Below are 14,742 nucleotides of genomic sequence, written 5' to 3'. Positions count from 1 at the left end.
TCACCCGGCGGATCCGTCGCGCAGGCGGCACAGCACCTCGGACAGCCCCGGGCCGGGACGGTCGACGAGGAAGAGCTTGTCCCGGCTGGCCGCGCCGGTACGCAGCGACACCGCCGCCGGCCGGACGCCCAACGCGCCGGCCAACGCCCGGCGGGCGGCCTCGGTGGCCCGACCGTCGACCGCGGGGGCGTGCACCGCGATCACCAGGGCGGGGCCGTGCGGGCCGTCGAACCGGCCGCCGACCCGGTCCCGGGATGCGTTGGGCTTCACCCGTACCGCCACGGTGAGCGTGTCCTGGGCGGTCACCGGACGCCGTTTCAGATCGGCCGGGCGTCGGCCAGCAGGGCGGTGGCCGGCGCGCAGTGCGCGCACGGGGTGAAGCCGAGCTCGACGGCCTCGGCGACCGGCAGCGTCTCGGGCACCCGGTCGGCCAGGTGCGAGCAGGTGGCGAGGTGGTACCGGGGCCGACCGTCCACCACCTCGACGGGGTCGGGCAACCGGGCGACCCGGGCCGCCTCGGCCGGGGTGATCGGTTGCTCGGTCGGCTCGTCGTCTGCCGCCTCGGCCGCCGGGGCATCGAGGCGTGCCGCCTCGTCGACCGGGGCCGCGAAGGGAGACACCTGGCCGCCGGAGGTGGACGCCTGATCGGCCGGGGTGGGCGCCTGGTCGGCCGGGGTCGCGAAGGGCGGCCCCTGCTCCACCGGCGCGTCGAAGGGCGACGCGTGGTCGGCCGGCGGCTCGGGTGGTTGCCGCCACCCGGTGCCGCCGGTACCGAACGTCGTGGGCACGTGCTGGACCGGGACTTCCGGCTCGACCAACGGTGGCCCGTACGCGACACCCGGTCCGGCCTGGTTGGCCGTGCGGGGCGCTCCGGGGTGCCGCCAGCCGGGCCGGCCGGGCTCCGCCGTCGCGCGGTTGGCGGCTGCCTGGCGGGCGCCCACCACCAACGCCACGGCGGCCAGCAGACTGGCCGCGATGGAGATGATCAACATAAAGCTGGAGCCACCGGCCAGGCCGAGCACCAGCAGCACCACCGCGACGAGGATGAGCAGCAGACTTGCGACTATCACGGCTCACCCCCGCCGCGTCGTACCGTCCAGGCGGGGCCGGCGACCGTCACCATCGGCGGACGCGATCGCCGGCCGGTGCTCAGCGTCCGGCTTCGAGGGCGCCGGAGCGCCCGCCGCCGCCGTACGAACCGGCGAGGCCCGCCGCGGCCAGCCCGTTGCCACCACCGGCGACCCGGCCTGCCTCGGAGCGGGTCATCTCAGCCTCGAGGCCCTGGCCGCGACCGTCGAGGTCACGCAGCTGGCTCTCCAGGTAGGCCTTGAGGCGGGTGCGGTACTCGCGCTCGAACTGCTTGAGCTCTTCGATGTGCTTCTGCAGCGCCGTGCGCTTGGCGTCCAGGCCGCCCATGGCCTCCTGGTGCCGCTGGCGGGCGTCCCGCTCGAGGGCGTCGGCCTTCGCGCGAGCCTCGCGGGTCACCTCCTCGGCCTTGCCGCGGGCCTCGGACAGCAGCTGGTCGGCCTCGCGGCGCGCGTCGGACACGTGGTCGTCGGCGGTGCGCTGGGCCATCATCAGCACGCGCAGGGCCTGCTGCTCACCGTCACCGGTGACCGCCGGGCCGCCGGTCGCGCGAACCTGCTCCAGCTCGGCCTGCATGGCGCGGGCGGCCTGCTCGGCGGACGCCTTGTCGCGCTGCACCCGGTCCAGCTGGGCCTTGACGTCGTTGAGCTCCGCCGCCAGTCGGGCGTCGCCGCCGGGGCCGGCGGGGGCACCGCCACGGCCGCCGCGCTCCACCTGGGCGCGCAGCTCGTTGTTCTCCTCGATGAGACGGGCGAGCTCGCGCTCAACCTCGTCCAGGAAGGCGTCGACCTCCTCCTCGTCATAGCCCCGCTTGCCGATCGGCGGCTTTTTGAAGGCGACGTTGTGGACGTCGGCCGGGGTCAGCGGCATCGAAACTCCTCGGGTCAGTTGCGGCCGCGAAAGCGCGTCGGTCATCAGGCAGATGCCCTGATCGACGGCCCTAACACGAACTCCATCAGCACGAACAGGATAACCAGGAGCACAAGGGAGGCCAGGTCGATGCTCACGGTACCAATTCGCAGCGGAGGGATCACACGCCTCAACGCGTTGAGAGGGGGATCAGTGACGCTCCACACGGATTCCAATCCTGCCGATGCTCCACGCCCCGGTTGCCACCGACGGCCGTACTGCAGGACGGCGCTCAGCACAAACCTGGACAGAAGAAGGAGCAGGAAGACATAAAGGATCAGGTACAACACTTGCAGCAAGATCGACAACACGGTCAGCGACGTCCCTCGGGTCGGGCGGGATCAACTCAGACTGAAAAAACCGCCCTCAGCGATCTTGGCCTTGTCCTCCGCGGTGACCTGGACATTGGCCGGTGAGAGCAGGAACACCCGATTGGTCACGCGCTCGATCGTACCGCGCAGCCCGAACGCCAGACCGGCGGCGAAGTCAACCAGACGGCGGGCATCGGCCTCATCCATCTCGGTGAGGTTGATGATCACCGGCACCCCGTCGCGGAAGTGCTCACCGATGGTGCGCGCCTCCCGGTAGGTGGTCGGGTGCAGCGTGGTGATCTGGTAGCGCTGCTCCTCCTCGGGCACCGCCCGCTCACGCAGGCTGGCCTGCGGCGCGAGGGCAAGGTTGTCCCGGGTGTGGTAGGTCAGCGCACCGGAGGTCTCGCCGGCAGACGACCGGGTGATCGACCGGACGCTGGACCGCTCGACCCGCTCCGGACGCTCGCCGTCGCCCCGGTCGGAGTCGCTGACGCGCCCGTTCGCCCGGTCGGAGAGCCGACCCCGCTCACTGGCCCGCGGCCGGGGAGCCGGCGGCTCCTCGGTGTCGTCGTCGTCCTCGTCAGCGAACTCCTCGGCGTACCGGCTCTGCCGGTACCGCGAGTCACGGTAGCCACCCTTGTCGTAGCCACCGTCATCGTAGGCCCGCTCGTCGTCCTCTTCGACCAGACCGAGCCAGACCCCCGCCTTGCGCAGTGCACCCATCCCGCGCCCTTCCGTCCGCCGTGCGGCACGCGCCCCCGTGCCATGTCGCTCGTCGCGAGTGGACAACCATGCCCATCGGACCGGAACGGCAATCCCCTGGCGCGCGATTCGCGTCGCACGCCACGACCCCCGACAAGGAGACGCCGTCCCTGAAACAACACTGATGTAATTTGCTTCTTTCGCGGTCAGGCTACCGCAGCGTGGGGCGCATTCCGAGCAACGCGCTACCGACGCGGACATGTGTCGCGCCGTATCGGATCGCGATTTCCAGGTCGCCGCTCATTCCAGCGGACAACGCGCTCGCTCCCGGGTGGACCGCGCGAAACGCCTCGGCCACCTCGGCCAGCCGGGCGAAAGCCCGCTCCGGCGCCCAGCCCAGCGGCGCCACCGCCATCAGGCCGGCCAGCCGCAGGGCCGACGCACCGGCCAGCGCCTCGGCCACCGCCTCCAGCCCGACGCTCGGGTCGGCCGAATCGGGCAGCGCGCCACCCCGGGCCGGATCGCCGTCGATGCTCACCTGCACCAGGGCGGCCAACGGTCGCTCCCGGTCGGCCGCCGCGGTGGCCAGCGCCCGGGCCAGCCGGACACTGTCGACGGAGTGCACCACGTCGGCGTACCGGACCACCGAACGGGCCTTGTTGCGCTGTAGCTGGCCGATGAAGTGCCAGCGCGGGCTCACCCCGGCCGCGGCCACCTCGGCGGCCTTACCGGCCGCCTCCTGGTCGCGGTTCTCCCCCACGTCGGTCACCCCGAGCCCGGCCAGCGCCAGTACGTCGTCGGCCGGGTAGGTCTTGGTCACCGCGATCATCGTGACCTCGGAACGGTCCCGGCCGGCGTCCGCGCACGCGTCGGCGATCCGGGCCCGGACCTGGGCCAGGCCGGCCGCGAGTTCGGCACGCCGCTCCGGTCGTACCGCGGCTGGGCTGTCGGTCATCGGCGGTGCTCAGGACCCGTTCTTGAGGAAGTCGGGCACGTCCACGTCGTCGAAGAGCACCCGACGCGGCGACTGGGTCGGGGCCGGCATGGTGACCGGCGCCGGGACCGGAGCGCTCTGCGGCGCCGGCTGGTTGGTGTTGGTCTTGCGGGACGGCTCGGCCGCCTTGTACGCCGGCGTGCCGCCGTCGAAGCCCGCCGCGATGACCGTCACCCGCACCTCGTCGCCGAGCGCGTCGTCGATCACCGCGCCGAAGATGATGTTGGCGTCCGGGTGGGCCGCGTCGGTGACCAGTTGCGCCGCGTCGTTGATCTCGAACAGGCCCAGGTCGGAGCCGCCGGCGATGGAGAGCAGCACGCCGCGCGCGCCGTCCATGCTCTGCTCCAGCAGCGGGCTCGAGATGGCCGCCTCGGCCGCCTCGACCGCGCGGTTCTCGCCGCGGGCGCTGCCGATGCCCATCAGCGCGCTGCCGGCACCGCTCATGACGCTCTTGACATCGGCGAAGTCCAGGTTGATCAGACCCGGGGTGGTGATCAGGTCGGTGATGCCCTGCACACCGGAGAGCAGCACCTGGTCGGCGGTGCGGAACGCGTCCATCATGCTGATGCCGCGGTCGCCGAGTGCCAGCAGCCGGTCGTTCGGGATGACGATCAGGGTGTCGCACTGGTTGCGCAGTTCGTCTATTCCGGTCTCGGCCTGCACCTGGCGGCGCTTTCCCTCGAAGGAGAACGGCCGGGTCACCACGCCGATGGTCAGCGCGCCGAGCTTGCGGGCGATGTTCGCCACCACGGGCGCCCCGCCGGTGCCGGTGCCGCCGCCCTCGCCGCAGGTCACGAAGACCATGTCGGCGCCCTTGAGCACCTCCTCGATCTCGTCGCGGTGGTCCTCGGCGGCGTTCTTGCCGACATCCGGGTTGGCCCCGGCGCCCAAGCCGCGGGTCAGCTCCCGGCCGACGTCGAGCTTGACGTCGGCGTCACTCATCAGCAGCGCCTGGGCATCGGTGTTGATCGCGATGAACTCGACGCCCTTGAGCCCAACCTCGATCATCCGGTTGACGGCGTTGACGCCGCCGCCCCCGATGCCGACGACCTTGATGACCGCCAGGTAGTTGTGCGGAGGTGTCATCTCCGGTCCTTTCCCTTCGAGATTGGCTTCGGCCGACCGGGTACGGCGTGGCCTGCCCAGCGGCCGACGACAGCTGTAACCACCGAGGATCAGAGGTGAACCCTCACCCTCTACTAGAGGCTTACAGTTATGTCAACCACTGATCCTCTTCGGGGCAACGTAAGCGCCGCCGCGCGATCGGCCAAGGACCCGACCGGCGTGTCGCCGCCCAGAGCGCGATGAGTCACGTCCTCGCACCCCGCGGCACGCCCCCCGCTCAGCGGAAGGTCACCACGTCCGGCGCGCTCACGTCGATCCGGTCGGTGTCCTCGCCGAGCAGTGCGGTGGCCACCCGGGCCTTGTCCGTACCCCGCGTCGCGTCACCCCAGACCACCGTCCGGTCCCCGCGCAACCGCAGGCTGATCCGCGCCAGCCCCTCCACGCTCACGTCCACCAACTCGGCGCGCAGTTCCGGGGTCAACGCGACGAGCACCTCCAGCGCGGCCCGGGTACCCGGATCGTCGACGGCCGGCCGGGCCACCCGCACCAGCGGCAGCTCCGCGGGGCGCCGGGGCACCGTCCGGAACGCCACCCCGGTCCGGTCGACCAGGGCGAACGCCTCACCCTGCGGCACCACCGCCACCGGGGTCCGCTCGGTCACCCGGACCACCAGCGCGCCGGGCCAGTCCCGGGACACCGTGGCCCGCTCCACCGGCGCCAGCGTGCCGACCCGGCGGGCGGCGGCAGCCAGGTCCACCCGGGCCAGCGGCACCCCGTCGGCCACCCCGACCGCGTCACGCACCTGTACCGGGGTGACCAGGCTGGCACCCTCCACCTTCACCTCGCGGACCCCGAACAACCCGGTGCCGAGCACCGTCCAGGCGACCAGCCCGACCAGGGCGAGCACCCCGGCGGTCGCCGCCCAGGGCAGCGCCGCGCGCATCCGGCGCTGCCGGGCGCGGGCCATGAACCGGCGGGTCGACGCCGGCACCGCGTCGCTGCCCGCCCGGACCAGCTGCCAGCGCCGGACCGGACCGCGTCGCGGAGCGCCGCCGTCGGCGCCGCTCGTCCGTCCTCGGGCCGGGCCGGGGCTCATCCGGCCGTGGGCGCCGCGCCGTCCGGTGCGGCGGTGCCACCGAGGGCCGCCCCGTCGCCGCCGGCGGTGGAGCCGCCGGCCACCGGATGACCGACCGCCGGAGCGGTGGCCACCGGGTCGACGGTCGCCGTCGGCGCGGAGCCCGCGGTACGCGCGAGAAGGCCGGCCAGCAACTCGTCGCCCATCAGCGAGATCGGCGGGGCGCCCATGGTCACCACCACGTCCCCCGGGCGGGCCCGGCGGACCACCTCGACCGGCGCCGCCTCCCAGGAGTCGACGAAGACCTTCCGTTCGGCGGGCAGCGCCACCGCCTCGATCAGCGCCGCCGAGCCCTCGCCGGGCTGACGCAGCTCACCCGGCCCGAAGACCTCCAGCAGCACCACCTCGTCGGCGATGGCCAGCGCCTCGGCGATCTCCGCCTGCGAATCGCGGGTGCGGTACAGCCGGTACGGCTGGAAGACGACGATCAGCCGCCCCTCCCCGGCCACCTCGCGCAGCGTCTGCAACGCCAGCGTCATCGAGGTCGGGTGGTAGGCGTACTCGTCGTAGACCAGCACGCCGTCCGCGACGCCCTTGCGCTCGAAGCGCCGCCGCACCCCCGGGAAGACCGCCAGCGCGGCCTCCGCGGCCGGCAGGGGCAGGTCCAGCAGGTACGCGGTCAGCACCGCGGAGGCGCTGTTCAGGCCCATGTGCCGCCCCGGCACCGGCAGCCGGAACTCGCCCAGCGACCGCCCGTCGATCGCGGCCAGGTACCGCACCCCGCGCGCGGACGAGACGATGTCGGTCAGTCGCAGGTCGGCGTCGGCCGCCTCGCCGTACGTGTACACCCGCCGCCCCTCGGCGCGCAGGCTCTCGGCCAGCCGCCGCCCGCCCGGGTCGTCGGCGCAGGTGATGATGAACCCGTCCGGGTCGGTGAGCTGGGCGAACTCGACGAACGCCGCCTCCAGCGTCGCGTAGTCGCCGTAGGTGTTGAGGTGGTCCGCCTCGACGTTGGTGATGATCGAGACGTACGGGCGGTAGATGAGGAACGAGCGGTCGCTCTCGTCCGCCTCGACCACGAAGTACTCGCCGCTGCCGTGGTGGGCGCCCGAGCCGACCTCGGAGATCTCCCCGCCGATCACGAAGGACGGATCGACCCCGGCCTGCTGAAGCACCATGGTCACCATCGAGGTGGTGGTGGTCTTGCCGTGGGTGCCGGCCACCGCCACCGCGCGGCGGCCGGTCATCGCCGCGGCGAGCGCCTCGGAGCGGTGCAGCACCCGCAGGCCACGCCGGCGCGCCTCGACCATCTCCAGGTGGTCCTGTGGAATGGCCGAGGAGTAGACGACGGTGTCCACGCCATCGAGGTTGGTCGCCTCGTGGCTCATGTGGATCGTCCCACCCAGCGCCCGCAGGCCGGCCAGCGACGGCCACTCGCGCAGTTCACTGCCGGAGACCGGGATGCCCCGGGTGAGGAAGAGCCGGGCGAGCCCGCTCATGCCGACCCCACCCACCCCGATCAGGTGGATGGTGCCCAGGTCCTCGGCCGTGAGCGTGCCGGCCGGGGTGAACTGCGCGGTCATCGGGCCACCGCCTCGATGACGTACGAGCGTAGCGCCTCGTCGCCGTCGCGGCGCCCGTACGCCGCTGCCGCCGCGCCCATGGTGTACAACCGCTGCGGGTCACGGATCAGCGGGATGATGGTGCGCTCCAGCCAGTCCGGGGTCAGCTCCGCGTCGTCGACCAGCATCCCGCCGCCGGCCTCCACCACGGGCAGCGCGTTGCGCCTCTGCTCCTGGTTGCTGTGCGGGTACGGCACGTAGATCGTGGGCAGCCCGATCGCGGCCACCTCGGCGACGGTCATCGCACCGCCCCGACCCAGCATCAGGTCGGCGGCGGCGTAACCCAGCTCCATCTCGGACAGGTAGGGCAGGGTCACGTACGGCACCGGCAGGTCGGTGGGGATCGGCACCGGCTCGTTGCGGGCGCCCATCACGTGCAGCACCTGCACGCCGTTGCGGGCCAGCTCCTTGGCCGCCCCGGAGACCGCGAGGTTGATCGAGCGGGCGCCCGAGGAGCCGCCAGCGACGAAGAGCACCGGCAGGTCCGGACGGAGCCCGAAGTGGGCGCGGGCGGCGTTGCGCAGCGCGTACCGGTCCAGCGTGGCGATGCTGCGGCGCAGCGGCACCCCGACCACGCGGGCGTCGCGCAGCGACTCGGCCTGGCTCGGCTGGTGCGGGAAGCCGACCGCGATGTTCTTGGTGAACTTCATGCCCAGCCGGTTGGCCACCCCCGGCGGCACGTTCACCTCGTGGATCACCATGGGCAGCTCCCGGCGCCAGGCGGCGAGGTAGGCCGGCACCGAGACGTACCCACCGAAGCCGACCACCGCGTCGGCGCGCACCTCGTCGATGATCTTGCCCGCCGCGCGGGCCGCGGTCCACATCCGGCCCGGCGTGCGGACCAGGTTCATGTTCACCGACCGGGGCAGCTGGTACGCCGGGATCTGCCGCAGGTCGTAGCCCTGCGGCGGGATCAGCTCGTTCTCCATGCCCTTGGGTGTGCCGAGGCAGGTGATCCGGACGCCCGGGTCGTGTCGGCGCAGGCAGTCGGCGAAGGCGAGCAACGGGTAGATGTGCCCCCCGGTGCCACCTCCCGCGAGCACTACCGAACGCAGCGGACCCATCAGCGTCTCCTCTCGCTCGCCGAACTCGCGCGACTCCGGTCCTGCCGGACGCCGCGCGGTACGGCCTGGTCGTCCTGTCGCCGCGCGCGGGACCGGGGCACGGACCCTCGGCCAGCCGACGGCGTCGCCGGCCGGCGACGCCGGCCGGGAAGCGGCGGCAACGGGGCCCAGAGTAGTCGGACCCACCGGGCCGGCGGACGGGCATGCAGTGCTCTGGCCGCATCGGGTTCGGCGCGCGCGAAGGACGCCAGCATTCCGATCGCGGCCAGCGTCACGACCAGGGCACTTCCGCCGTCTGAGATGAACGGCAGGGGCAGGCCGGTGATCGGCAGCAGCCCGACCACCCCACCGATATTGATCACGGCCTGGCTGACCAGCCAGGTGGTCACCGCGGCGGCGGCGAGCCGGCGGAACGGGTCGTCGACCCGCCGGGCGATCCGCAGCCCGGTGTACGCGAGCACCGCGAAGAGGGCGAGCACCACCACGCAGCCGATCACGCCCAACTCCTCGGCGATGATCGCGAAGATGAAGTCGTTGTGCGCCGCGGGCAGCCAGTCCCACTTGAGGCTGCTCTTACCCAGCCCGACGCCGAACCAGCCGCCGTGCTCGATGGCCAGCCGGCCCTGGTAGATCTGGTAGCAGGGGTCGCCGCACTCCTGCGGCGGCGGCGGGTTGAGGAAGTAGGTGAGCCGGGCGAAGCGGTAGTTCTCCTTACCCTTTTCGCCGGAGCCGGCACCCAGCGAGGCCACCGCGATGAGCAGGCCGATCCCGGCCAGGCCGGCCACCGAGAGCGCGCCGAAGACCCGCATCCGCACCCCGGCCGCCCAGAGCAGGCCGACGACCAGGGCCAGCAGGCAGAGCATGGTGCCGACGTCGTTGTAGCCGACCAGGACGAAGAGCAGCCCGATCACCGGGAAGAGCGGGGTGGCCAGCTCCCGCCACCAGCCCAGCGCGGCACCCTTGCGGGCGATCACGTGTGCGCCCCACAGCACCAACGCGAACTTGGCCAGCTCGGAGGGCTGGAGCTGGATCCCGCCGACGAACAGCCAGAGCAGCTCGGCTTTCAACGGGCCGAGCTGGGCCGACTCCTTGCCGGCCAGCCGGGCGTAGGCGAGCAGCAGGTTGAGCACCAGCAGCAGCCCCACCGAGGTGATCAGCAGCGGTCGGCCCAGCGACCGGTAGGTGGTGGCGGGCAGCCGCTGGCAGGCCCAGAACGCCCCGATGCCGATCACCGCGAAGATCGCCTGCTTGGTCACCGAGGCCGAGGCGTTGCCGTCCTCGGCGAAGTCCCGCACGCTGGTCGCCGAGAAGACCATGGTCAGCCCGATCAGCAGCAGCAGGCCGGCGCTGGACAGCAGCAGGTAGTAGGAGGCCAGCGGCCGGTCCAGCAGACCGCGCAGCGCCGCCAGCCCACCAGCGGCGTCCAGCCCACGCAGCGGCGCCGGCGCGGCCGGCTCCGGCTCCCGCGCCACGGCCCCCGCTGCCGGCCCACGCGAGCCATCCGACCCGCGCGGGCCGTCCGGTCCACGCTTGTCGTCCGGTGCACGCTTGTCGTCCGGCCCACGCTTGTCGTCCGGGCCGCGCGGCGACGCGTTACGCCCCGCGCCCGGTGACCGCCGCGACCGGCCGGCTGTCCTGTCCTCGGTGTCTGGTTCCTCCCCCACCCGGACATCATCACCGCTCCGCGCGCCGCGCACGCCCACAACGGCACCCCCGGCGTGTCGGATGGACACGCCACGGCCCCCGGTGGTCCGCCGCGAGCGGAACCGGGGGCCGAGGTGTGCTGGCCGGTGTGCGCCGGGTCAGGTCATGTTGGCCAGGAACTCGCTGTAGAACAGGCCCAGCGCGATGGCCACCCCGATGCCGGCGATGATCCAGAACCGGACCACGATGTTGACCTCGCTCCAGCCGGCCAACTCGAAGTGGTGCTGCAGCGGCGACATCCGGAACACACGTTTGCCGGTGGTCCGGAAGGAGATGATCTGGATCACCACGGACATCGTGATGATCACGAAGAGCCCGCCGATGATCGGCAGCAGCAGGATGGTCCGGGTGGACATCGCCATGCCGGCGATGAGGCCGCCCAGCCCCAGCGCACCGGTGTCACCCATGAAGATCCGTGCGGGGGACGTGTTCCACCACAGGAAGCCGACACAGGCCCCGGCCGCCGCCCCGGCTATCAGCGCGATCTCCAACGGGTCGCGGACGGCGTAGCAGTACGACTGGGTGTAGCTCGGGTCGGCGCACCAGTGCCGGTACTGCCAGAACGCGATCAACGCGTACGCGGCGAGCACCATCACCGAGGCGCCGGTGGCCAGACCGTCCAGGCCGTCGGTGAGGTTCACCCCGTTCGTGGCACCCATCACCACGAAGATGAAGATGATGATCGCGCCGATCTTGCTGACTTCCAGGGCGTCGATGTCCCGGATGAAGCTCAGCGTGGTGCTGCCCACCGTCTCGGTGTTGGTCACCGCGCCCGACGCGTCGGTCATCGTGCTCGGGAAGTACAGCGCGACCACACCGAAGACCGCGCCGACCAGGATCTGGCCGAGCAGCTTGCCGCGCTTGTTCAGCCCGGCGCTGTTGCGCTTGCGCACCTTGAGGAAGTCGTCGAGGAAGCCCACCGCACCGGAGAACACCATCAGCCCCAGCAGCACCAGGGCGGTGATGGTCGGCTCCACCTGGGCGATCTGCGCGTCCGGCAGGGTGGTCAGAGCCAGGTGCCCGGCCACGTACGCGATCACCGTGGCCAGGATGAAGACCACGCCGCCCATCGTGGGCGTGCCCTTCTTGGTCTGGTGCATGGCCGGGCCCTCGGCCCGGATCGGCTGGCCGGCCTTGAGCCGGGTGAACACCTTGATCGCGATCGGGGTGCAGAAGAGCGAGACGAGGAAGGCCACCCCGACGGCGACGATGACCGCCCTCACGCGGTAGCTCCATTCTCAGAGGTGGCGTCGGCGCGCAGGGCGTCGGCCACCTCCCAGGTCCGGTACCGGGAGCCCTTGACCAGGACGACGTCGCCCGGCCGTAGCTCGCCCCGCAGCACCTCGACGGCCGCTGCCTGATCGGTGAGCAGCACCGACTCTCCTCCCCAGTTCGCTACCGCTGTCGCGCCTTCGTGGATCGGCGCAGCCGGCTCGCCCACCACGAGCAGCCGGTCGACACCCAGCTCGGCCGCGAGTTGGCCGACCTCAGCGTGGCCGTCCCGCTCGAACGGGCCGAGCTCGGCCATGTAGCCGAGCACCGCGACGGTACGCCGACCCCGGCCGAGCGTGGCGAGCGCCTTCAGCGCGGCCGACATCGAGGCCGGGTTGGCGTTGTACGAGTCGTCGATGACGGTCACCCCGTCGGGGCGGTCGAAGACGTCCATCCGTCGGGTGGAGACCAGCCCCAGCTCGCCGAGCGCCGTGGCCAGCTCGGCCAGTGGCATGCCCAGCTCCCGGGCCACCGCCGCCGCGGCGAGGGTGTTGGAGACCTGGTGGCGTCCGGTCAGCCCGAGCCGTACCGGCACCCTCCCCTCCGGGGTGACCAGGGTGTACGACGCGCGTCCCCGATCGTCCAGCGTGACGTCCTCGGCCCGCACGTCGGCGTCCGGGGCCTCGCCGTAGCGGACCACCCGGGCGCTGGTACGGCTCGCCATCGCGTCCACCCGTGGGTCGTCGGCGTTCAGGACGGCCAGGCCGTCGGACGGCAGCGCCTCGACCAGCTCGCCCTTGGCCAGGGCGATGGTCTCCTGCGAGCCGAACTCACCGATGTGTGAGGTCCCGACGTTGAGCACCACGGAGATCCTCGGCGGCACGATCTCGCACAGGTAGCGCACGTGCCCCACCCCGCGCGAGCCCTTCTCCAGCACGAGGTAGCGGGTGTCCGGCCCGGCCTGCAACGCCGTGTACGGGTGCCCCAGCTCGTTGTTGAACGACCCGGGTGGCGCCACCGTGGTGCCGAGCCGGACGGTGAGCTGGCCGATCAGGTCCTTGGTGGTGGTCTTGCCGGAGGAGCCGGTCAGCCCGACCACGGTCAGCCCGGGCAGCCGGTCCACCACCGCGCGGGCCAGCCGGCCCATCGCGGTCAGCGCGTCGTCGACCAGCACCATCGGCACTCCGGGCACCTCGCGGGTGCCGAGCACCGCCACCGCGCCGGACTCCATCGCGCCGGCCGCGTAGTCGTGCCCGTCGACCTTCTCCCCCGGGAAGGCCACGAAGAGCGCGCCGGGGGCCACCTTGCGCGAGTCGAACTCGACCGTGCCGGTCACGGTGACGGCCGGGTCGGCGGCGACCAGTCGCCCGTCGACCGCGGCGGCCACCTCGGCCAGGGTCAGCGCGATCACCGCTGACCCGCCAGGTCCCCGAAGCGGGCCCGCAGCGCGTCGGCCAGCTCGGTGCTGTCGTCGAACGGGAACACCTCGCCGCCCACCTCCTGGCCCCGCTCGTGGCCCTTGCCGAGCAGCGCGATCACGTCGCCCGGCTCGGCCAGCCGGACCGCCTCGTCGATGGCGGCCCGCCGGCCGTCCACCTCGATGATCCGTGCGGCCGTGCCGGCCCGGTACGCCCCGGCGAGGACCTCGGCGCGGATCTCCGCCGGATCCTCGGTGCGCGGGTTGTCGTCGGTCACCAGCACCACGTCGGCTCCCTCCGCCGCGGCGGCGCCCATCACCGGCCGCTTGCCCCGGTCCCGGTCCCCACCGGCACCGATCACGCAGATCAACCGGCCCGCGCTCAGCTCGCGCAGCGCGGCCAGCGCGGCCACGATCGCGTCCGACTTGTGCGCGTAGTCGACCACCCCGCGCACCGGCCCCGCGACGTCGACCAGCTGCAGCCGGCCCGGTACGCCGCCGCAGGCCGCCACGCCGGCCGCCGCGGTCGCCGGGTCCACCCCGGCACCCACCAGCGCTGCGATGGCCAGCAGCGCGTTGGCCACGTTGTGCCGGCCGGGCAGCGCCACCCCGGTGGGCAGGGCCAGCCCGTCCGGGCCGTGCGCGGTGAACCGCTGGGCGTACCCCTCACCACCGACGCCGTCGGCCCACCACGTCGCGTCCGGGTCGCCGGCCGCCGAGTAGCTGACCGTCGCCGGCTTGTACAGCGACTTGAGGGCCGGGTCGTCGTGATTGAGCACCTCGACGGCGCACCGGCCGTCGAAGAGCTGCGCCTTGGCGGCGAAGTAGTCGGCGCTGTCGGCGTGGAAGTCCAGGTGGTCGGAGCCGAAGTTGGTGTAGCCGCCGACGGCGAACCGGACGCCGCCCACCCGGCCCATGGCCAGCGCGTGGCTGGAGACCTCCATGACCACGGCGGTGACCCCGCGCTCGCGGGCGGTGGCCAGCATGGCGTGCAGATCGGTCGCCTCGGGGGTGGTGCGCACGCTGTCGATCACCAGGTCACCGAGCCGGGTCTCCACGGTGCCGATCAGCCCGGTGGTGTGCCCGGCGGCGCGCAGGCCCGACTCGATCAGGTAGGCGGTGGAGGTCTTGCCGGCGGTGCCGGTCACGCCGATCACGGTGAGCCCGGCGGTCGGGTCGCCGTAGACGGCCGAGGCCACCTCGCCGAGCACCGCACGGGGGTCGGACACCACCAGGGCGGGCAGGCCGGACCCCGCCGCCAGTTCGGCGCCGGCCGGGTCGGTCAGCAGCGCCACCGCGCCGGCCTCGGCAGCGCCGGCCGCGAACTCCGCGCCGTGCCGGCGGGCACCGGGCAGGGCCGCATACAGGTCGCCGGGACGGACCTCCTGGCTGGCGTGGGTGGCCCCGGTAACGACCACTCCAGCGGCGTCCGCCGGGAGGTCGACAGCGAGCCGGACGGCGAGATCGCCGAGCCGGACTCCGGTCACGGTACGTGGACGTGGATTGCCGGGCACGGCGTCAGACCCTACCCGGTCGTCCGGTTCCGGCCGCACACCGCGCCTGAATATCCGTCTCGGGAGT

Annotated in this window: 14 protein-coding genes; all 14 read right to left on the bottom strand. The window is 72.8% G+C overall.

From position 1 onward, the window contains the following. Positions 1-306: a DUF167 domain-containing protein gene (locus OG990_RS02430; protein ID WP_328418873.1), complete on the bottom strand. Its 306-nt coding sequence runs from the start codon at positions 304-306 to the stop codon at positions 1-3. 11 nt (positions 307-317) lie between these two features. Continuing rightward, a complete protein-coding gene (locus OG990_RS02425) occupies positions 318-1,070 on the bottom strand; it encodes a hypothetical protein (RefSeq protein ID WP_406078863.1) in 753 nt (250 codons plus the stop codon). Between the two features lie 79 nt (positions 1,071-1,149). Continuing rightward, complete coding sequence (locus OG990_RS02420) at positions 1,150-1,956, bottom strand: DivIVA domain-containing protein (RefSeq protein ID WP_328426792.1); 807 nt, start codon at positions 1,954-1,956, stop codon at positions 1,150-1,152. Positions 1,957-2,000: 44 nt separating this feature from the next. Further along, complete coding sequence (locus tag OG990_RS02415) at positions 2,001-2,306, bottom strand: YggT family protein (RefSeq protein WP_030334503.1); 306 nt, start codon at positions 2,304-2,306, stop codon at positions 2,001-2,003. Between the two features lie 30 nt (positions 2,307-2,336). Further along, complete coding sequence (locus OG990_RS02410; RefSeq protein ID WP_328418875.1) at positions 2,337-3,029, bottom strand: cell division protein SepF; 693 nt, start codon at positions 3,027-3,029, stop codon at positions 2,337-2,339. Between the two features lie 190 nt (positions 3,030-3,219). After that, positions 3,220-3,963, bottom strand: coding sequence for a YggS family pyridoxal phosphate-dependent enzyme (locus OG990_RS02405; protein ID WP_406078862.1), 744 nt, complete (start codon positions 3,961-3,963; stop codon positions 3,220-3,222). A 9-nt stretch (positions 3,964-3,972) separates the two neighbouring features. Further along, positions 3,973-5,088, bottom strand: a complete 1,116-nt coding sequence (gene ftsZ, locus OG990_RS02400) for a cell division protein FtsZ (protein WP_328418877.1) — start codon at positions 5,086-5,088, stop codon at positions 3,973-3,975. 256 nt (positions 5,089-5,344) lie between these two features. Next, positions 5,345-6,163 (bottom strand): FtsQ-type POTRA domain-containing protein, encoded by an 819-nt coding sequence (locus tag OG990_RS02395; protein WP_328418878.1) that lies wholly within the window; start codon positions 6,161-6,163, stop codon positions 5,345-5,347. Further along, positions 6,160-7,725 (bottom strand): UDP-N-acetylmuramate--L-alanine ligase, encoded by a 1,566-nt coding sequence (murC, locus tag OG990_RS02390; RefSeq protein ID WP_328418879.1) that lies wholly within the window; start codon positions 7,723-7,725, stop codon positions 6,160-6,162. The genes OG990_RS02395 and murC overlap by 4 nt, the downstream gene beginning before the upstream one ends. After that, on the bottom strand, positions 7,722-8,828 hold the full coding sequence (gene murG, locus OG990_RS02385) for an undecaprenyldiphospho-muramoylpentapeptide beta-N-acetylglucosaminyltransferase (RefSeq protein ID WP_328418880.1): 1,107 nt from the start codon (positions 8,826-8,828) through the stop codon (positions 7,722-7,724). The genes murC and murG overlap by 4 nt, the downstream gene beginning before the upstream one ends. Further along, a complete protein-coding gene (locus tag OG990_RS02380; protein WP_406081624.1) occupies positions 8,828-10,300 on the bottom strand; it encodes an FtsW/RodA/SpoVE family cell cycle protein in 1,473 nt (490 codons plus the stop codon). Before OG990_RS02380 ends, murG begins: the two co-directional genes overlap by 1 nt. A gap of 330 nt (positions 10,301-10,630) precedes the next feature. Beyond that, positions 10,631-11,755 (bottom strand): phospho-N-acetylmuramoyl-pentapeptide-transferase, encoded by a 1,125-nt coding sequence (mraY, locus tag OG990_RS02375; RefSeq protein WP_328418881.1) that lies wholly within the window; start codon positions 11,753-11,755, stop codon positions 10,631-10,633. Next, positions 11,752-13,155: a UDP-N-acetylmuramoyl-tripeptide--D-alanyl-D-alanine ligase gene (murF, locus tag OG990_RS02370; RefSeq protein WP_406078861.1), complete on the bottom strand. Its 1,404-nt coding sequence runs from the start codon at positions 13,153-13,155 to the stop codon at positions 11,752-11,754. The genes mraY and murF overlap by 4 nt, the downstream gene beginning before the upstream one ends. Next, entirely contained in the window at positions 13,152-14,714 is a 1,563-nt protein-coding gene (locus tag OG990_RS02365) for a UDP-N-acetylmuramoyl-L-alanyl-D-glutamate--2,6-diaminopimelate ligase (protein ID WP_406078860.1), read from the bottom strand. Before OG990_RS02365 ends, murF begins: the two co-directional genes overlap by 4 nt. Positions 14,715-14,742: the final 28 nt, after the last annotated feature.

This window comes from Micromonospora sp. NBC_00858 (assembly GCF_045207365.1).
In the GTDB taxonomy this organism is placed as follows: domain Bacteria; phylum Actinomycetota; class Actinomycetes; order Mycobacteriales; family Micromonosporaceae; genus Micromonospora.
The sequence above is the reverse complement of the archived record's forward strand: the minus strand, read 5'-3'. Positions and strand labels throughout refer to the sequence as shown.